General features: G+C 59.1%; 20 protein-coding genes and 5 pseudogenes. 12 read left to right on the top strand and 13 right to left on the bottom strand.

Annotated elements, in window-relative coordinates; genetic code table 11:
• Positions 1-336 precede the first annotated feature (336 nt).
• Both WM95_RS26050 and WM95_RS26045 read left to right on the top strand, forming a co-directional pair.
• Positions 337-480, top strand: a pseudogene (locus WM95_RS26050) (IS1 family transposase); the annotation flags it as partial.
• 83 nt (positions 481-563) lie between these two features.
• A pseudogene (locus tag WM95_RS26045) lies at positions 564-754 on the top strand (hypothetical protein); the annotation flags it as partial.
• Positions 755-896: 142 nt separating this feature from the next.
• Here the strand turns inward: WM95_RS26045 and WM95_RS26040 are convergent.
• The gene (locus tag WM95_RS26040; protein WP_088545060.1) at positions 897-3866 is read right to left on the bottom strand and encodes a Tn3-like element TnShfr1 family transposase; all 2970 of its coding nucleotides are present in this window, start codon (positions 3864-3866) and stop codon (positions 897-899) included.
• Between the two features lie 15 nt (positions 3867-3881).
• On the bottom strand, positions 3882-4022 hold the full coding sequence (locus WM95_RS27795; protein WP_317985562.1) for an NTP-binding protein: 141 nt from the start codon (positions 4020-4022) through the stop codon (positions 3882-3884).
• A gap of 46 nt (positions 4023-4068) precedes the next feature.
• Between WM95_RS27795 and WM95_RS26035 the strand changes: the two genes are divergently transcribed.
• The 4 genes from WM95_RS26035 to WM95_RS26020 are packed head-to-tail and all read left to right on the top strand — an operon-like array spanning position 4069 to position 8551.
• Positions 4069-5751, top strand: a complete 1683-nt coding sequence (locus WM95_RS26035) for a Mu transposase C-terminal domain-containing protein (protein WP_010791757.1) — start codon at positions 4069-4071, stop codon at positions 5749-5751.
• Positions 5752-5753: 2 nt separating this feature from the next.
• Positions 5754-6662: a TniB family NTP-binding protein gene (locus WM95_RS26030; RefSeq protein WP_000393453.1), complete on the top strand. Its 909-nt coding sequence runs from the start codon at positions 5754-5756 to the stop codon at positions 6660-6662.
• A complete protein-coding gene (locus tag WM95_RS26025) occupies positions 6659-7876 on the top strand; it encodes a TniQ family protein (RefSeq protein ID WP_011405615.1) in 1218 nt (405 codons plus the stop codon). The genes WM95_RS26030 and WM95_RS26025 overlap by 4 nt, the downstream gene beginning before the upstream one ends.
• Before the next feature lie 60 nt (positions 7877-7936).
• The gene (locus WM95_RS26020; protein ID WP_010981357.1) at positions 7937-8551 is read left to right on the top strand and encodes a recombinase family protein; all 615 of its coding nucleotides are present in this window, start codon (positions 7937-7939) and stop codon (positions 8549-8551) included.
• Positions 8552-8589: 38 nt separating this feature from the next.
• On the opposite strand, the pseudogene WM95_RS27690 reads toward WM95_RS26020, so the two are convergent.
• The 5 genes and pseudogenes from WM95_RS27690 to WM95_RS25995 all read right to left on the bottom strand — a co-directional run.
• A pseudogene (locus tag WM95_RS27690) lies at positions 8590-8877 on the bottom strand (DUF3330 domain-containing protein); the annotation flags it as partial.
• A 48-nt stretch (positions 8878-8925) separates the two neighbouring features.
• The gene (gene merE, locus WM95_RS26010) at positions 8926-9162 is read right to left on the bottom strand and encodes a broad-spectrum mercury transporter MerE (RefSeq protein ID WP_005413392.1); all 237 of its coding nucleotides are present in this window, start codon (positions 9160-9162) and stop codon (positions 8926-8928) included.
• Entirely contained in the window at positions 9159-9524 is a 366-nt protein-coding gene (gene merD, locus WM95_RS26005; RefSeq protein WP_000995361.1) for a mercury resistance co-regulator MerD, read from the bottom strand. Before merD (WM95_RS26005) ends, merE begins: the two co-directional genes overlap by 4 nt.
• Before the next feature lie 111 nt (positions 9525-9635).
• Positions 9636-10274, bottom strand: coding sequence for an organomercurial lyase MerB (merB, locus tag WM95_RS26000; protein ID WP_000761850.1), 639 nt, complete (start codon positions 10272-10274; stop codon positions 9636-9638).
• A 14-nt stretch (positions 10275-10288) separates the two neighbouring features.
• Positions 10289-10504, bottom strand: a pseudogene (locus WM95_RS25995) (mercury(II) reductase); the annotation flags it as partial.
• Positions 10505-10571: 67 nt separating this feature from the next.
• On the opposite strand from WM95_RS25995, the gene WM95_RS25990 reads away from it, so the two are divergent.
• A complete protein-coding gene (locus WM95_RS25990) occupies positions 10572-11006 on the top strand; it encodes a mercury resistance transcriptional regulator MerR (protein ID WP_010981353.1) in 435 nt (144 codons plus the stop codon).
• A gap of 33 nt (positions 11007-11039) precedes the next feature.
• Positions 11040-11549, top strand: a pseudogene (locus tag WM95_RS27685) (hypothetical protein); the annotation flags it as partial.
• A gap of 90 nt (positions 11550-11639) precedes the next feature.
• Here the strand turns inward: WM95_RS27685 and merD (WM95_RS25980) are convergent.
• The 6 genes from merD (WM95_RS25980) to WM95_RS25955 form a co-directional block, all read right to left on the bottom strand.
• On the bottom strand, positions 11640-11987 hold the full coding sequence (gene merD, locus WM95_RS25980; protein WP_021443905.1) for a mercuric resistance transcriptional repressor MerD: 348 nt from the start codon (positions 11985-11987) through the stop codon (positions 11640-11642).
• Complete coding sequence (merB, locus tag WM95_RS25975) at positions 11984-12622, bottom strand: organomercurial lyase MerB (RefSeq protein ID WP_058672289.1); 639 nt, start codon at positions 12620-12622, stop codon at positions 11984-11986. The genes merD (WM95_RS25980) and merB (WM95_RS25975) overlap by 4 nt, the downstream gene beginning before the upstream one ends.
• An 80-nt stretch (positions 12623-12702) precedes the next feature.
• Entirely contained in the window at positions 12703-13356 is a 654-nt protein-coding gene (gene merG, locus WM95_RS25970) for a phenylmercury resistance protein MerG (RefSeq protein ID WP_011405609.1), read from the bottom strand.
• A gap of 35 nt (positions 13357-13391) precedes the next feature.
• Positions 13392-15101 carry a mercury(II) reductase gene (merA, locus tag WM95_RS25965; RefSeq protein WP_011405608.1) on the bottom strand — a complete coding sequence of 570 codons (1710 nt, stop codon included), beginning with the start codon at positions 15099-15101 and terminating at the stop codon, positions 13392-13394.
• A 187-nt stretch (positions 15102-15288) separates the two neighbouring features.
• Entirely contained in the window at positions 15289-15564 is a 276-nt protein-coding gene (merP, locus tag WM95_RS25960; protein ID WP_011405607.1) for a mercury resistance system periplasmic binding protein MerP, read from the bottom strand.
• A 13-nt stretch (positions 15565-15577) separates the two neighbouring features.
• Entirely contained in the window at positions 15578-15928 is a 351-nt protein-coding gene (locus WM95_RS25955) for a mercuric transport protein MerT (RefSeq protein WP_001294663.1), read from the bottom strand.
• Positions 15929-15999: 71 nt separating this feature from the next.
• Between WM95_RS25955 and WM95_RS25950 the strand changes: the two genes are divergently transcribed.
• From WM95_RS25950 to WM95_RS25935, 4 genes are all read left to right on the top strand, one after another.
• Complete coding sequence (locus WM95_RS25950; protein WP_032490487.1) at positions 16000-16434, top strand: mercury resistance transcriptional regulator MerR; 435 nt, start codon at positions 16000-16002, stop codon at positions 16432-16434.
• A 200-nt stretch (positions 16435-16634) separates the two neighbouring features.
• On the top strand, positions 16635-16925 hold the full coding sequence (locus WM95_RS25945; protein WP_001247892.1) for a nucleotidyltransferase family protein: 291 nt from the start codon (positions 16635-16637) through the stop codon (positions 16923-16925).
• Positions 16922-17323 carry a HepT-like ribonuclease domain-containing protein gene (locus WM95_RS25940; protein ID WP_001293886.1) on the top strand — a complete coding sequence of 134 codons (402 nt, stop codon included), beginning with the start codon at positions 16922-16924 and terminating at the stop codon, positions 17321-17323. Before WM95_RS25945 ends, WM95_RS25940 begins: the two co-directional genes overlap by 4 nt.
• Entirely contained in the window at positions 17313-17669 is a 357-nt protein-coding gene (locus WM95_RS25935) for a cupin domain-containing protein (RefSeq protein ID WP_000215515.1), read from the top strand. The genes WM95_RS25940 and WM95_RS25935 overlap by 11 nt, the downstream gene beginning before the upstream one ends.
• The last annotated feature ends 95 nt before the right edge of the window (positions 17670-17764 follow it).

The following is a 17764-nucleotide window of genomic DNA, read 5'->3' as shown; positions in this document are numbered from 1 at the left end:
AGCGATCCAAAATGAAGGGGGTTAAACTAATGCGGCTTAAAGCTCATTACAGAAATTATCCTTACAACAGGTAAAATGAGTAAAATTTTGATTTTTAGCTATATACAGAAACACAATATAGAGTTAGGTAAGGATACCGTTCAGGTCGTTGAAAGTCAAAGGACCAAAATCAGATTAACTATGATCCGGTAAGCTGTAACGACTTAAATTCAGTGTTAATGAGCGTAACCAGATAAATTCCACATTAAAAACAAAAAAAACAGTGGCTTAATTTAGCTCAAGAGCTTAGTTATAAAGCTAACTTTACATTTTCGGCGCGTTGGGCAAATTTAGCCATATACGGAGCGCATTGAGCGGCATAACCTGAATCTGAGGCAGCATCTGGCAAGGCTGGGCAGGAAGTCACTGTCGTTCTCAAAATCGGTGGAGCTGCATGACAAAGTCATCGGGCATTATCTGAACATAAAACACTATCAGTAAGTTGGAGTCATTACCGATTCCTGAGTTTCAGAGGGACATCCTCAATATACATATATGGGATCCACTGTACCTTATCAAGTTATAAACGCAAAATGTTCCCGACAGATGACCGGTACGGAAGATTATATCTCTGCCGATCAAGGATGCGTCGAAAAAATGGAGTATACCGCTCCAGAACTGGCGACTGGCGATTAGTGGTTTTATTGTCGAGTTCGGTGACTGCCTTAGCGATCACCTTTCATATATTGGAAGTTACACAGAATTACAGGCTTAAAAAAACAAAAGGAACATCTTGAGAACCTTTAGAGGATAAATCTGATTGTTTTGCCGGATTAAACTTCACTATTTATTAAAATTCGCATTTTGCAGCTTCGCTCCCACTAGGGGTCACCTCAGAAAACGGAAAAAATCGTACGCTAAGACCCAGAGAGCGGACGTAGCGGTCGGAATTTCCCCACGCCTACTTTGGAGCTACTGCGCCAGAGGTAATCGCCGGTCAGGTTGATATGCTCCCAACCCAGCGGCGACAGGTACTGCAACAGCCCTTCATCGACACCATGGCCGTGGCCGCGCAAAGCATTCGCGGCGCGCTCCAGGTAGACCGTGTTCCACAGCACGATGGCCGCCGTCACCAGGTTGAGGCCACTGGCCCGGTAGCGCTGCTGCTCGAAACTGCGGTCGCGGATTTCGCCCAGCCGGTTGAAGAACACCGCCCTGGCCAGCGCATTGCGGGCTTCGCCCTTGTTCAATCCGGCATGCACACGACGGCGTAGTTCCACGCTTTGCAGCCAGTCCAAGATGAACAGCGTGCGCTCGATGCGCCCCAGCTCGCGCAGCGCAACGGCCAGGCCGTTCTGGCGCGGGTAGCTGCCGAGTTTGCGCAACATCAGCGAGGCCGTCACCGTGCCCTGTTTGATCGAGGTAGCCAGGCGCAGGATTTCATCCCAATGGGCACGAATAGCCTTGATGTTCAACTTGTCGCTGCTAATCGTCGGTCTGAGTGCGTCGTAACTGGCTTCACCCTTAGGGATGAACAGCTTGGTGTCGCCCAGGGCGCGGATGCGCGGCGCGAAGCGGAAGCCCAGCAGATGCATGAGGGCAAAGACATGATCGGTGAAGCCCGCCGTGTCGGTGTAGTGCTCCTCGATGCGCAGGTCGGACTCGTGGTACAGCAGGCCGTCGAGCACGTAGGTCGAGTCGCGCACGCCGACGTTCACGACCTTGGTGTGGAACGGCGCGTACTGGTCGGAGATGTGCGTGTAAAACGTCCGCCCTGGGCTGCTGCCATATTTCGGGTTGATGTGCCCGGTGCTCTCGGCCTTGCTGCCGGTGCGGAAGTTCTGGCCGTCCGACGATGACGTGGTGCCGTCACCCCAATGCTCGGCGAAGGGATGCCGGAACTGCACGTTCACCAATTCGGCCAGCGCCGTCGAATAGGTTTCATCGCGGGTATGCCAGGCTTGTAGCCAGGCGAGCTTGGCATACGTTGTGCCGGGACAGGACTCGGCCATCTTGGTCAGGCCGAGATTGATCGCGTCGGCCAGTATGGTGGTCAGCAGCAGGTTCTTGTCCTTGGCCAGGTCGCCCGATTTCAGGTGCGTAAAGTGGCGGGTGAAGCCCGTCCATTCATCCACTTCCATAAGCAGTTCGGTGATCTTGATGTGCGGCAGGATCATCGCGGTCTGGTCGATCAGCGCCTGCGCGGTGTCAGGCACCGCCGCATCCAGAGGCGTGATCTTCAGGCCAGACTCGGTGATGATGGCGTCCGGCAGGTCGTTGGCCGCCGCCATGCGGTTGACGGTCGCAAGCTGTGTTTCTAGCAGCGTCAGCCGGTCATGCAGGTACTGGTCGCAGTTGGTGACCACAGCCAGCGGCAGTTCGCTGGCCAGCTTGAGGCTGGCGAATTTCACAGGCGGTACCAGGTAGTCCTCGAAATCCTTGAACTGGCGTGAGCCTTGCACCCAGATGTCGCCGGAGCGCAGCGCGTTCTTCAGTTCCGACAGTGCGCACAACTCGTAGTAGCGCCGGTCGATGCCGGCATCGGTCATCACCAGCTTCTGCCAGCGCGGCTTGATGAAGTCGGTCGGCGCATCGGCAGGCACCTTGCGTGCGTTGTCGCTGTTCATGCCGCGCAGCACCTCGATGGCGTCCAGCACATCCTTGGCAGCGGGCGCAGCCCGCAGCTTGAGCACGGCGAGGAATTCCGGCGCGTACCGGCGTAACGTGGCGTAGCTCTCGCCGATGCGGTGCAGGAAATCGAAGTCCTCGGGCTGCGCGAGCTTCTGCGCTTCGGTGACATTTTCGGCGAAAGCATCCCAGGATAGTACGCCCTCGATGGCGGCGAACGGATCGCGGCCCGCTTGCTTGGCCTCGATCAGCGCCTGGCCGATGCGCCCGAACAGCCGCACCTTGGCGTTGATCGCCTTGCCGGATGCCTGAAACTGCTGCTGATGCTTGTTCTTGGCGGCGTTGAACAGCTTGCCCAGGATGCGGTCGTGCAAGTCGATGATTTCGTCGGTGACCGTGGCCATGCCCTCGATGGCGAGCGCGACCAGGGTGGCGTAGCGCCGCTGCGCCTCGAACTTGGCCAGGTCGGCGGGTGTCATCTGGCCACCCTCGCGGGCGATCTTGAGCAGGCGATTCTGGTGCACCGACCGCTCGACGCCGGAAGGCAGGTCGAGCGCCTGCCATGCCTTGAGGCGTTCGATGTGTTCGAGCATGTGCCGCGAATTGGGCTTGACGGGTGACTGGCGCAGCCAGGCCAGCCAGGTCGTTTTGCCGTTGTCCCGGCGTTTGAGCAGATCGTCAAGGCGGCGACGATGCGCGTCCGATAGCGGTTCGGACAAGGTTTCGTAGATTTGCCGGTTGGCGCGGGTGATCGCCTCGGCACAGACGCGCTCGACAACATCCAGCGTCGGCAAGATGACGTGTCGGTGCCGCAGGTCGTCGAGAACACTGTTGGCCAGCATGATGCCCTTGTCGGTTTGCAAGGCCAACTCGGTCGCGGCATGGACAGCCTGCCGATAGTGCGCCAGGCCGAACGGCTCCATGCCCAAATATGCACGCAGCTCAAGCAGATGCTCGCGCCGGGTTTCTTCCCTCTCTGCATACTGTGGCCAGCACGATGGATCGATGCGCAGTTGCCGTCCGATCCATTGCAGCAGGGGCATCGGCACCGCAGCGTCGGGCAGCAGGCCCTGACCGGGAAAGCGCAATAAGCATAATTGCACCGCGACACCCAGGCGGTTGGCGTCACCGCGCCGCTGGCGGATTAGTGACAGGTCGGGTTCGCTGAACGTGTAGAGCCGGATGAGTTCGTCTTGGGTATCGGGCAACGCCAAGAGACTGTCGCGCTCTGCGGCGGAGAGGATTGAACGGCGGGGCATGCAGTCTCCTTCTTCTCAAAAACGTAGGTTTGTGACAAGCCCGCCAAGGCAACCGGCGCTGTCATTTTCAGAAGACGACTGCACCAATTGACGGGGCGTAACGCCAGATGTGCAGGCGACTCCTGACAACGCAATATCAGAAGTCATCTGCACCAATCTCGACTATGCTCAATACTCGTGTGCACCAAAGCGAGGTGTGAGCATGGCGTCAGACACATCATTGATTGCCGAGCAAGGCGTGGCCACCCTGCCCGATGCGGCTTGGGCGCAGGCCCGGCAACGGGCGGAAATCATCGGGCCGCTGGCAGCGCTTGATGTGGTCGGGCATGAAGCCGCCGATGCCGCTGCTCACGCGCTTGGCCTGTCCAGGCGGCAGGTGTATGTCCTAATCCGCCGTGCCCGGCAAGGTGCTGGGCTTGTGACGGACCTGGCTCGCAGCCGATCCGGCGGCGGAAAAGGCAAGGGACGCTTGCCGGAATCAGTTGAGCGCATCATCCGCGAGTTGCTGCAAAAGCGCTTCCTGACCAAGCAGAAGCGTAGCCTGGCAGCGTTCCACCGCGAGGTCGCGCAGGCTTGCAAAGCGCAAAAGCTGCGGGCGCCGGCGCGCAACACCGTGGCTCTGCGGATCGCCGGCCTCGATCCGCTCAAGGCCACTCGCCGCCGGGAAGGTCAGGATGCGTCCCGCAGCCTGCAAGGTGTCGGTGGTGAGCCTCCCGCCGTGACCGCGCCACTGGAACAAGTGCAGATTGATCACACGGTCATCGACCTGATCGTGGTGGACGAGCGCGACCGGCAACCGATTGGCCGTCCGTATCTGACCATCGCCATCGACGTGTTTACCCGCTGCGTGCTCGGCATGGTCGTCACGCTGGAAGCGCCGTCATCTGTTTCGGTCGGCCTGTGCCTTGTGCATGTCGCCTGCGACAAGCGTCCCTGGCTGGAGGGTCTGAACATAGAAATGGAGTGGCCGATGAGCGGCAAGCCCAGGCTGCTCTACCTGGACAACGCGGCCGAGTTCAAGAGCGAAGCGCTACGCCGAGGCTGCGAGCAGCATGGCATCCGGCTTGACTATCGCCCGCTCGGGCAGCCGCACTACGGCGGCATCGTGGAACGGATCATCGGCACGGCGATGCAGATGATCCACGACGAATTGCCAGGGACGACCTTCTCCAACCCTGACCAGCGCGGCGACTACGATTCCGAAAACAAGGCCGCCCTGACGCTGCGTGAGCTGGAGCGCTGGCTCACATTGGCGGTCGGCACCTACCACGGCTCCGTGCACAACGGCCTGCTCCAGCCGCCGGCAGCGCGCTGGGCCGAAGCTATCGCGCGGACCGGCGTGCCAACCGTCATCACTCGCACCACGGCTTTTCTGGTCGATTTTCTGCCCATCATCCGCCGCACGCTGACCCGCACCGGCTTCGTCATCGACCACATCCATTACTACGCCGATGCGCTCAAGCCGTGGATAGCTCGGCGCGACCGCTTGCCTGCGTTCCTGATCCGGCGCGACCCGCGCGACATCAGCCGCATTTGGGTGCTGGAGCCGGAGGGGCAGCACTATCTGGAAATTCCATACCGCACCTTGTCGCACCCGGCTGTCACCCTCTGGGAACAACGACAGGCGCTGGCGAAATTGCGGCAGCAAGGGCGCGAACAGGTGGATGAGTCGGCGCTGTTTCGCATGATCGGCCAGATGCGCGAAATCGTGTCCACCGCGCAGAAAGCTACGCGCAAGGCGCGGCGCGACGCGGATCGACGCCAGCATCTCAAGGCAACGGCAGTTCTTTTCAAAACCACGCCACCACCGGACGCGGACATGGCTGACCCGCAGGCAGACAACCAGCCACCTGCCAAACCGTTCGACCAGATTGAGGAGTGGTAGCCGTGGAAGAATATCCCATCATCGACTTGTCCCACCTGATGCCGGTGGCCCAGGGCTTGGCCCGTCTTCCGGCGGACGAACGCATCCATCGCCTTCGCGCTGACCGCTGGATCGGCTATCCGCGAGCAGTCGAGGCGCTGAATCGGCTGGAAGCCCTGTATGCGTGGCCGAACAAACAACGCATGCCCAACCTGCTGTTGGTCGGTCCAACCAACAACGGCAAGTCGATGATCGTCGAGAAATTCCGCCGCACCCACCCGGCCAGCTCCGACGCCGACCAGGAGCACATTCCGGTACTGGTCGTGCAGATGCCATCCGAACCGTCGGTAATCCGCTTCTACGTCGCGCTACTTGCCGCGATGGGCGCGCCATTGCGCCCGCGCCCACGGCTGCCGGAAATGGAGCAATTGGCGCTGGCACTGCTACGCAAGGTCGGCGTGCGCATGCTGGTGATCGACGAATTGCACAACGTCCTGGCCGGCAACAGCGTCAACCGCCGGGAATTCCTCAACCTGCTGCGTTTCCTCGGCAACGAGCTGCGCATCCCGCTGGTCGGGGTCGGCACACGCGATGCCTACTTGGCGATCCGCTCGGACGACCAGTTGGAAAACCGCTTCGAGCCGATGATGCTGCCGGTGTGGGAGGCCAACGACGATTGCTGCTCACTGCTGGCCAGCTTCGCGGCTTCGCTCCCGCTGCGGCGACCCTCGTCGATTGCCACGCTGGATATGGCCCGCTACCTGCTCACGCGCAGCGAGGGCACCATCGGCGAGCTGGCGCACCTGTTGATGGCGGCGGCCGTCGCTGCCGTGGAGAGCGGTGAGGAAGCGATCAACCATCGCACGCTCAGCATGGCCGATTACACCGGTCCCAGCGAGCGGCGGCGGCAATTCGAGCGGGAACTGATGTGAAGCCAGCGCCACACTGGCCACTGCATCCGGCTCCCAGGGAAGGCGAAGCCTTGTCTTCGTGGCTCAACCGCGTGGCCCTTTGCTATCACATGGAGGTGTCCGAGCTGCTGGAGCACGATCTTGGTCACGGCCAGGTTGATGACCTGGACACCGCGCCACCACTGGCGCTGCTGGCGATGCTCTCCCAGCGGAGCGGCATCGAGCCGGACCGGCTGCGTTGCATGAGTTTCGCCGGCTGGGTGCCTTGGCTACTGGACAGCCTTGATGATCAGATTCCAGATGCATTGGAAACCTATGCGTTCCAGCTCTCGGTGCTGCTGCCGAAACTCCGCCGTAGGACGCGATCCATCACGAGCTGGCGTGCCTGGCTGCCCAGCCAGCCGATACATCGCGCCTGCCCGCTCTGTCTGAACGATCCGGAGAACCAAGCCGTACTGCTCGCGTGGAAGCTGCCCCTGATGCTGAGCTGCCCACTGCATGGCTGCTGGCTGGAATCCTATTGGGGCGTGCCAGGGCGGTTTCTCGGCTGGGAGAACGCCGACGCCGAACCGCGCACTGCCAGCGACGCGATTGCGGCGATGGACCAGCGTACCTGGCAGGCACTGACGACCGGCCACGTGGAGTTGCCGCGCCGACGCATCCACGCCGGATTGTGGTTTAGGCTGCTACGCACGCTGCTCGATGAGCTGAACACCCCGCTTTCGACGTGCGGCACCTACGCGGGGTATCTCCGCCAAATCTGGGAATGCTGCGGGCATCCGCTGCGTGCTGGGCAAAGTCTGTGGCGACCGTATGAAACCCTGAACCCGGCAGTACGGTTGCAGATGCTGGAGGCGGCGGCAACGGCAATCAGCTTGATTGAGGTGAGGGATATAAGCCCGCCAGGCGAGCACGCAAAGCTATTCTGGTCCGAGCCCCAAACCGGGTTCACCAGTGGCCTGCCGGCGAAAGCGCCGAAGCCCGAACCCGTCGATCACTGGCAGCGTGCAATCCAGGCCATTGATGAGGCCATCATTGAAGCACGACACAACCCCGAGACGGCACGCTCGCTGTTCGCGTTGGCTTCCTATGGTCGGCGCGACCCCGCTTCCTTGGAACAGTTGCGCGCCACCTTCGCGAAGGAAGGCATCCCCCCGGAATTTCTGTCACATTATGAGCCTAGCCTACCCTTTGCATGCCTTAGACAGAATGACGGGTTAAGTGACAAATTTTGACGTGCAGAGCTTCCCGATGCAAACTGTCACATAATCGAACGTATATGTGACAGGTACAAGATGCTGATTGGCTACATGCGAGTATCGAAGGCGGATGGCTCCCAGGCGACGGACTTGCAGCGCGATGCGCTGGTCGCGGCCGGTGTTGATCCGGCGCATCTCTATGAAGACCAAGCGTCCGGAAAACGCGAGGATCGTCCCGGTCTGGCGAGCTGTCTGAAGGCACTACGGCCAGGCGACACGTTGGTCGTTTGGAAACTGGATCGGCTCGGGCGCGACCTGCGCCATCTGATCAATACCGTCCATGACCTGACCGGACGCGGCATCGGCCTCAAGGTGCTGACCGGGCACGGCGCGGCCATTGACACCACGACCGCCGCCGGCAAGCTGGTCTTCGGTATCTTCGCCGCGCTGGCCGAGTTCGAGCGCGAGTTGATCGCCGAGCGCACCGTGGCGGGCCTGGCCTCAGCACGGGCACGCGGCCGGAAAGGCGGCCGGCCGTTCAAGATGACCGCCGCCAAGCTGCGGCTGGCGATGGCGGCAATGGGGCAGTCAGAGACCAAGGTCGGCGACCTGTGCCAGGAACTTGGCATCACGCGGCAGACCCTGTATCGGCATATTTCACCCAAGGGCGAGCTACGTCCAGATGGCGAGAAGCTACTCAGCCGAATTTGATGCCGACATGAGGCGACGTAGCGAAAGCGTGGTTTGTCTCAATTTGACGGCGGCGAACCGCAAGCGTTCGGTTCGCCGCTCGTTTCGGTCGCAGTGCTGGCCCGCGCCTGGAAACGTTGATAACACTCCAGCCCGCAGAAGTGCTCGACGTACTCCGCGCCTTCCGGTGTGAAGGCGGCATCGAGCGGAATTTCCTTGCAGCACACGCAGCAACTGGTGGCGGTCGGATCATTTGCATTCATGGTGGCACCCCTCCATTGACTGACGAAGACGGCGAATGCCGCCGCCGGCATCGGCTTTGCGAACAGAAAGCCTTGCCCGCGCTCGAACGCTTGGGCCCTCCGCCGTAGTCCATCCATCCGGCCGGGAAGCGCTCATGATCTTTCCCTGAATGCCCGCAACGCCCGCGCCAGTGACAGAAGAAACAGGCCGGTCAAACCGAGCGCCGTGATGACCCAATACTCGACAAGGAATGCACCGGCGGTTGTGCCGGCCAGCACGGCAGCGAGGATGGACAGGTGGCAGGGGCAAGTCAGCACGGCCAGCGTGCCCCACAGGTAGCCGGTGAACGGTTTGTGCGTCTCGGCCGGCATGCGCTCGGGGCTGTTCATGGCAAACTCTCCGCATGCTGTGCCGGCGCGGTCGGCATGGCGGCCAACTGCACTTCCAGATTGGCCAACGCTTCGCGCCGGCGTTCGACGAACTGACGCAGCACAGCAAGCTGCGCGGCAGTTTCATCGCAGTTCGCCGCATCCAGCGCCCGGCACAGCCGCGCCAATGCGCCGAGGCCGATGCCCGCCTCGAAGGCGGCCCGCACGAAGCACAGTCGCTGCAAGGCGGCGTCATCGAACAGGCCGTAGCCACCCGTGGTGCAGGCGACTGGCCGCAGCAATCCGCGCAGCAGGTAGTCGCGCACGATATGCACGCTCACCCCGGCATCAAGGGCCAGCCGGGACACCGTGTAGGCGTTCATCGAACACCTCCTTTTGGTCGGTTCACGGCAATGCATATACCGTTTCGCCGAGTTCAATCCGCGCGCTGCGAATCCGATGCCGGTGCCGTAGAACATTGGGTCGATATCCGATCACGGTGTCCTAGATGACATGGTCTGCAACAGATGTCGATTAAACTCCTGGCCCAAGCCGAAAGCCTCGTGGACACTGACGATCGCCAATCCTTCCAATCCTTGATGCTTGGAGGCCCAGTCTTCCGCCGTCGGGACAGATGCAAAGAAATGTACATGGCAACAGAAGGACTGACGAACGTCGGCTGCTTCCTGCGGCAATACCAAGGACACCGCCATGCCGGCAGGTTCGACAGCCTGTATCTCGCTGGGTGAAACCGTGAGTGAAACGGGTGCTCCGGTTGCAGCGCAATGCGATGAGACGCGAGCTGTACGGCCGATCAGCGCCGGAAATATCAAGGTGTCCAGCGCGCACCAGGCATACAGACGGCGGTCGTCAATTTCAAAGACATACGAAGTCTCGCGCAAGGTGAGGCCGTAGCCGATGATGTTCCCATCTTTGTCATATTCGGTACTGGTGGCCTGTTCGAGTACGGCGGCCACTCGCTCAGCGGGCCAGTCGAGAATCCCGGCAAGTGTCGTTCGTGAAACCGGACGCCCCTTGGCGAGTTCCCGCAGTAGCGGGACCAAGAGATCCGCAGTACCATTGGTACGATTGACCGAAGTGAGACGTTCTAAAATATATGGGGCGAGCTTCATGGTTCCATCTCCTTTCATCCTGCGCAGCAGGACAATTGTTTGACATCCTTGGTGAAGGTCTGCGCCGCGAGCTTCAGCCCCTCGACCATCGTCAGGTAGGGGAACAACTGGTCAGCCAGTTCCTGTACGGTCATGCGGTTACGGATCGCGAGCACCGCCGTCTGGATCAGCTCGCCCGCTTCCGGGGCCACTGCCTGTACCCCAATGAGTCGTCCGCTACCTTCCTCGGCTTGTCCTTTCGAATTTGAATTGGATAGCGTAACCTTACTTCCGTACTCATGTACGGAGTCAAGCGGTATGGAAAATAATTTGGAGAACCTGACCATTGGCGTTTTTGCCAAGGCAGCCGGCGTCAACGTGGAGACCATCCGGTTCTATCAGCGCAAGGGCTTGTTGCCCGAGCCGGACAAGCCCTATGGCAGCATTCGCCGCTATGGCGCGGCGGACGTGACACGGGTGCGATTCGTGAAATCGGCCCAGCGGTTGGGCTTCAGCCTGGATGAAATCGCCGAGTTGCTGCGGCTCGACGATGGCACCCACTGCGAGGAGGCCAGCAGCCTGGCCGAGCACAAGCTCCAAGACGTGCGCGAGAAGATGGCCGATTTGGCGCGCATGGAGGCTGTGCTGTCTGACCTGGTGTGCGCCTGCCATTCGCGGCAGGGGAATGTTTCGTGTCCGCTGATTGCGTCGTTGCAAGGTGGAACGAGCTTGGCAGGGGCTTCCACAGCTTAGCGTGCTTTATTTTCCGTTTTCTGAGGTGCCCCCTACCAGCAACGCACCGCCGAAGACCGGCAGCAGGAGCGCGAGCAATTCCAGATGGTTAACCGGGGCCTGAAAGACCAGATTCAAGACCTGCAAAACCGGCTCATCCAAGCCGAGTCAAGAGCGTCCGAGCTGATAGACACTAATGCGCAATTACAACGACAAACGCATGAGCTCGAACAGGCCAATGCGATGCACAAAAGCACCTTGGATAGGCAAGTGGCCGATATCCAGAACTTGGAGCATCAACTTAACGACGCCTCGGCAAAAAACCGGGAGCGGAAGCATGAAAGCAAACAATTGGCGGATAATATTGCCGCACTCGCAAGCCAGAAAGCAGATGCCGATAAGCAGGTGGCCGTACTATCCCAAGCATTAGAGGTCACCAAAACGGATCTGAAAGCCTCTCAGAATAGAGCGGAAGTTCTGTCCGATGAGAACAAGTTGATTCTTCAGGAAAAAGCGGTGATTCAGGGGCAGTTTAAGCAGCTTCAGGAGTCACTGTCGCGATAAAGGCTTTAGTCAAACATTCATCGAAAAAGCTATATTAATCAATATATTATATACGAAGTGGCTAATTCCAACGCTTTTACCGGCCGGACCTCAAGTAGCTGCACCGGCCGCCATTTCATTCAAAGAGGCCTCGACGACAGTCAAAACTGTTCGACGCACGTCGATCTTCCATCGCACGCGCTCGACGCATCGGTCCAGGCTTTCGCTATCGTCTGCGTCCAATGCTTTGCAAAGTCGCGCCAGTTCGTCGAGCCCAATTCCGGACTCGAAGGCTGCGCGGAGAAACCGCAGCCTTCCGAGTGTTTTGTCATCGAAAATGTTATAGCCACTTTCGGTTCGCCGAGCAGGGTGCAACAAGCCGCGTATCATGTAGTCGCGCACGACATGCACGCTGACGCAAGCATCATCAGCCAGCTTCGATATCGAGTACGCATTCATACTGGGCTTTCCTCGCAGTCCTCTAGCAGCTTAAGCGCGACATCATGACCAAGGTCGAACGCACTCTCGACAGGCACGACCTCAATCCCTTGGTGGGTCGAAGCCCACGAATTTGCAATAGACGGAGACGCAAAGAAATGCACATGACAGCAAAACGAACAACGAATGTCGGGCGAAGTATCCGGAGTTCGCAGTGAAACCATTGCTTCTGCCGGTTCGACATGAAGCACTGCTTCTGGTGCAACGGTGAGAGTGATCGGCCTACCGGTGGCGGCGCAGCGGGAAGTGACACGGGCAATCTTGCCGGTCAAGGCGGGAAACATCAAGGTGTCCAGCGCACACCATGTGTACAAATGACGGCCATCCACCTCAAAAACGTGAGAGGTTTCACGTAGTGTCAGCCCCAGTCCAATGATATTGGCCTCGTCGTCATATTCCGTACCAGGTGCCTGCTCAAGTACCGTTGCAACTCTCGCTCCAGACCATCCGAGTGCGCCGGCGAGCTTTTCGCGTGATACAGGTCCCCCCATCGCTAGCTGTCGGAGCAGCGCGACAAAGAGCGTTGCGAACTCTTTAGGATGATTGCCAGATGAAAGGCTTTCGGCAATCTTTTTGGAATAAATAGTCTTGTTCATTTTCCACCTGTTATATCGGGCAGCGATCAACCGAGATAAACCTTACTCGGCGGTTACGTCCTGCGCTTAAAAAAGACGAATTACTTTGTGCCTTGCCGGCGTTGCCATTCCTCGGCCAGCAGCTGGGCTTGCTGTAACTGTTCGGGCTTCATTTGAGCTGCATAGTCTGCAACGACTTTTGCTGCTGTCGGTTCTCCCGACGCTGCGGCCAGACTCATCCACTGGTATGCCTGCACCTGGTCGGGCGCGATGTCGGTAAGACCCTTTGCAAACAGCTGGGCCAGCCTGACTTGAGCCTGCGTGTGTCCCTGCTCGGCAGCGAGGCGGTACCACTTGAAAGCCTCTGCATCGTTGGCAGGAGCCGCACGCCCATTCTTATACATACCGTCGACTTCACTTCCGTAGAGGCGCCCGAGGTTGAACTGTGCATCGGCTTCACCCTGCTCGGCCGCCCTGCGGAACCACTGGATCGATGCCGCGTGGTTTTGCTTTACGCCCATACCGCATTTGTACGCAAGACCCATGATGTTCTGAGCCATGGCATCGCCAGCCCTGGCCTTCTTTTCCCAATCACTGACGGTCTCTGGCGACAATGTTTCAATCGCGGCGCCGAGCTTAGAAAAATCATAAGCCGCCAACGCTTGGTTTGGCATGCCTAACGTTGCGGTACTTGCCAGTACGATCGTCAAGCACGCGCGTACACGGCGTAATTTAAGTCTGATGTCACAAAACATAAAAACTCCTCTGTCCCTGTTTTGGTGCCCAAGGTTTAGCCGGCACAGCACGATAGCTGTGTCACATCCTTCGAAAAAGTCTGTGCCACCAGTTTGAGACCTTCAACCATGGTGAGGTAAGGGAAAAGCTGGTTAGCCAGATCCTGGACGGTCATGCGGGCCCGGATGGCAATCGCGGCAGTCTGGATGATTTCGCCTGCTTCCGGTGTCACAGCCTGGACTCCGAGAATGCGTCCGGACCCTGCCTCAGCAACAAGCTTGATAAAGCCGCGGGTATCGAAGTTGGCGAGTGCACGCGGCACATTGTCGAGCGTGAGCGTACGGCTTTCGGTTTGCAGACCAATGCGCTGGGCCTCTGCTTCACTGTAGCCTACCGTGGCAACTTGCGGATCGGTGAACACGACTGCCGGCATGGCGTCGAGATCGAGCTTTACGTCGCCGCCGGTCATATTAATGCCAGCCCGGGTACCAGCCGCGGCTGCAACGTAGACGTACTGAGGCTGGTCAGTGCAGTCGCCAGCTGCGTAAATGTTCGAAGCACTCGTGCGCATGCCTTGATCGATCAGGATGCGATGTTGCGAGTCAAACGTCACACCTGCGCGCTCGAGATTCAGGCTTGCGGTATTTGGCGTGCGGCCGGTGGCAACAAGCAATTGATCCACCTTTAACTCGCCCTGCGCGGTCGTCAGGATGAATTGGCGGTCGCAATAGGTCACGGCACTCGCCTGCGTCTGTGTCAGCACCGTGATGCCTTCCGCACGGAAAGCTGCAGTCACGGCCTCGCCAATGGCAGGGTCGTCACTGGCAAACAAGGTGCGCCGGGCCAGGACCGTCACCTCGCTGCCCAAGCGCGCAAACGCTTGTGCCAGTTCCAGTGCTACGACCGAGGCGCCAATTACTGCCAGCCGTTTAGGAATGGCTTCGCTAACCAGGGCTTCGGTGGACGTCCAATATGGCGTTCCTGCAAGACCAGGCAACGGCGGGATGGCAGCGCTTGCACCAGTGGCAATGAGACAGCGATCGAAGGCCACTTCGCGAGTGTCACCTTCTGCCGCTTCCACGATAAGCGTTTGGCCATCCTTGAATCGGGCGCTGCCTCGCACCAGATTGATCGACGGATTGCTTTCGAGGATGCTTTCATATTTAGCATGACGCAGCTCGTCCACACGGGCCTGCTGTTGCGCCAGCAGACGGTCACGCAGGACAACTGGGGGCGTTGCCGACAGTCCCACGTCAAAAGGACTTTCGCGTCGCAGATGAGCGATATGCGCTGCCCGAATCATGATCTTAGAAGGGACGCAGCCCACGTTGACGCAGGTGCCGCCGATAGTTCCCCGCTCGATCAGGGTGACACGGGCACCGTTTTCAGCTGCCTTCAGCGCTGCTGCCACAGCGGCGCCGCCAGTACCGATGATCGCCACATGCAGCTGACCTGCCGGTTTCTCCACCGCGCGCTCGCCGCTCAGCCACTGGGCGGCTTTGCCAAGGAGTCCTGGCTGTTCAACACTGCGCTCTTTGCTTTCAAATTCGTCTGTAGGCGTAGCACCGTAACCAAGGGCGCCCACTGCTGCTACGAGCGCGGACACGTCAAGCCTATTGCCTGTGACTTGCGCCTTGTTCGATGGATAATCGACAGCCGCTCGCGTTACGCCGGGGACCGCCAGCAGCGCGTCCTCAACGTGCCTTGTACAACTTGGGCAAGTCATTCCCGCCACGCTCAAACCAACTTCGTTTAACTCTTGCATTCCGCTCTCTCTTTTATCCGTTGTGCCCAAGCCAACTAGTACGACGCCTCGGTCACTGAATCGGTTGTGCGCTTCAGGGAACAGGCTCCGTGGGTCGTTTACAGGCTGCTCACGCGATGACGACCGGCAGAATCGCCTGAGCGGCATCTCTGCCGTGGTTCTAGCGATGCTGCCGTTATTTGTTGCCTTACTTCTTCAGCTCAGATGGGTAGCCTACATCCGTCGTCGCCTTGCTAAGCGCCTGGACGTTGGTCTTCGCATCGTCAAACGTTACGACGGCAAGCTTGGTTGAGAAGTCGACCTCGGTCTTGCTAACACCGTCGACCTTGCTCAAGGCCTTTTTAATGGTGATAGGACAAGTCGCGCAGGTCATGCCAGGAACGGCCAAGGTGACCGTCTGCGTGGCGGCCCACACCGGGGCAACAGCGGCGGCGAGGGCAAGGGAGGCAAACAGTTTCTTCATGATGAACTCCTGGTTAATAGAAAAATGGAACGACATAGGGAAATCCAAGCGCGACCAGGACCAGCACGGCCACGATCCAGAAAATCAGCTTGTAGGTGGCGCGCACCTGCGGAATCGCGCAGACCTCACCTGGCTTGCATGCCTGCACGGGCCGGTAAATCCGCTTCCAGGCGAAGAACAGCGCCACTAGCGCCGCGCCGATGAACAACGGTCGATAGGGTTCCAGCACCGTCAGGTTGCCGATCCAAGCACCGGAGAAGCCCAGGGCGACCAGTACTAGCGGCCCCAGGCAGCAGGTCGATGCAAGAATGGCGGCCAGCCCGCCGGCGAAGAGCGCACCGCGCCCGTTTTGTGGTTCAGACATACGTTGGCCCTTTTGAATTTGGATTGGATAGCGTAACCTTACTTCCGTACTCATGTACGGAGTCAAGCGATATGGAAAATAATTTGGAAAACCTGACCATTGGCGTTTTTGCCAAGGCGGCCGGGGTCAACGTGGAGACAATCCGCTTCTATCAGCGCAAGGGCCTGTTGCCGGAACCGGACAAGCCTTACGGCAGCATCCGCCGCTATGGAGAGGCGGACGTGGTTCGGGTGAAATTCGTGAAATCGGCACAGCGGCTGGGGTTCAGTCTGGACGAGATTGCCGAGCTGTTGCGGCTCGACGATGGCACCCACTGCGAGGAGGCCAGCAGCCTGGCCGAGCACAAGCTCCAAGACGTGCGCGAGAAGATGGCCGATTTGGCGCGCATGGAGGCTGTGCTGTCTGACCTGGTGTGCGCCTGCCATTCGCGGCAGGGGAATGTTTCGTGTCCGCTGATTGCGTCGTTGCAAGGTGGAACGAGCTTGGCAGGGGCTTCCACAGCTTAGCGTGCTTTATTTTCCGTTTTCTGAGACGACCACAGATCAGAAAAGACTGTGCAGCCGACTCTTGATATTCCGTGCAGTCACCTTCTGAAAATGACAGGCGCGGCACGGGAATCAAGGCATTGCGATTCTCGAAAATAGTTCTTGAAATTCTATTCTTGATTGCATATCATCTCAACGAGTTTCGATAAGAAAGGATGCGCATGCGACCGTCTGTTGTGCTTGACATGAAGCGAAGCGCAGTGCGTGAAGCGGTAGGCCGCTTTCGCGCCGCGAACCCGCGCGTCTTCGGCTCGGTGCTGCATGGCACCGACCGGGATGGCAGCGACCTCGACCTGTTGGTCGATGCGCTGCCCGGTGCCACGTTGTTGGACTTGGGCGATTTGGAAGAAGAACTGAAATCGCTGCTCGGCGTTGACGTCGATCTGCTGACTCCCGGCGACCTGCCGCCGAAGTTCCGGGCCAAGGTGCTCGCGGAGGCGCAACCGATATGAGCGAGAACCGCCTGCCCGATTACCTCGACCACATTCAGCAGGCCGCAACCGATGCGCGCAGCTTCGTGGAAGGGATGGCCAAGGACGACTTCTTGGCCGACAAGCGCACCCAGCAGGCCGTCATCATGAGCCTGATCGTCATCGGCGAGGCGGCCACAAAGGTGATGGATGGCTACGTCGAGTTCACCCAGGCGCATGCCGACGTGCCGTGGCGCAGCATGCGCAATATGCGTAATCGCATGGCTCACGGCTATTTCGACATCAACCTCGATGTGGTGTGGGAGACGGTACAGGAATGGCTGCCGGCGTTGCTCCAGCAATTGCCCGCCGTGCGTCAGGATGCCGACGATGAAGACCGTAACGACAACTGTGAAAGAGGGATCTCCGATGACTGTTGAATCGAGAATATTTTCTGTAGCCGAGTATGTTCAGCCGTCCGAAGGCGAGCCTATTCGTTCCGTTGTGCTTGAAACCCGAGACTCAATTATCGTGGTTTGGCATGTCCATCCCGGGCAGGAAATTGCGGCTCACATTCATCCTCACGGCCAAGACACGTGGACTGTTTTGTCGGGAATGGCTGATTACTTTCAGGGCAATGGGATTGTTCGTGCCCTCAGGGAAGGTGAGATAGCCGTGGCAAGACCGGGCCAAGTGCACGGGGCGCGAAATACAGGTACCGAGCCATTTGTGTTAGTCTCGGTTGTGGCATCAGCCAATGCCGGTTTCGTATTGGCTGAGCGATAGAGCCCAATCTCTGGAGTTGGTCCAATGAGCGGTCGGGGAGATAGGTAACAGACATGCAGCGGACACGGCTGCTAAACCAGGTCGCAAACCTCCTT

It is taken from the genome of Enterobacter cloacae complex sp. ECNIH7 (assembly GCF_002208095.1).
Classification (GTDB): Bacteria; Pseudomonadota; Gammaproteobacteria; order Enterobacterales; family Enterobacteriaceae; genus Enterobacter; species Enterobacter cloacae_M.
The sequence above is the reverse complement of the archived record's forward strand: the minus strand, read 5'-3'. Positions and strand labels throughout refer to the sequence as shown.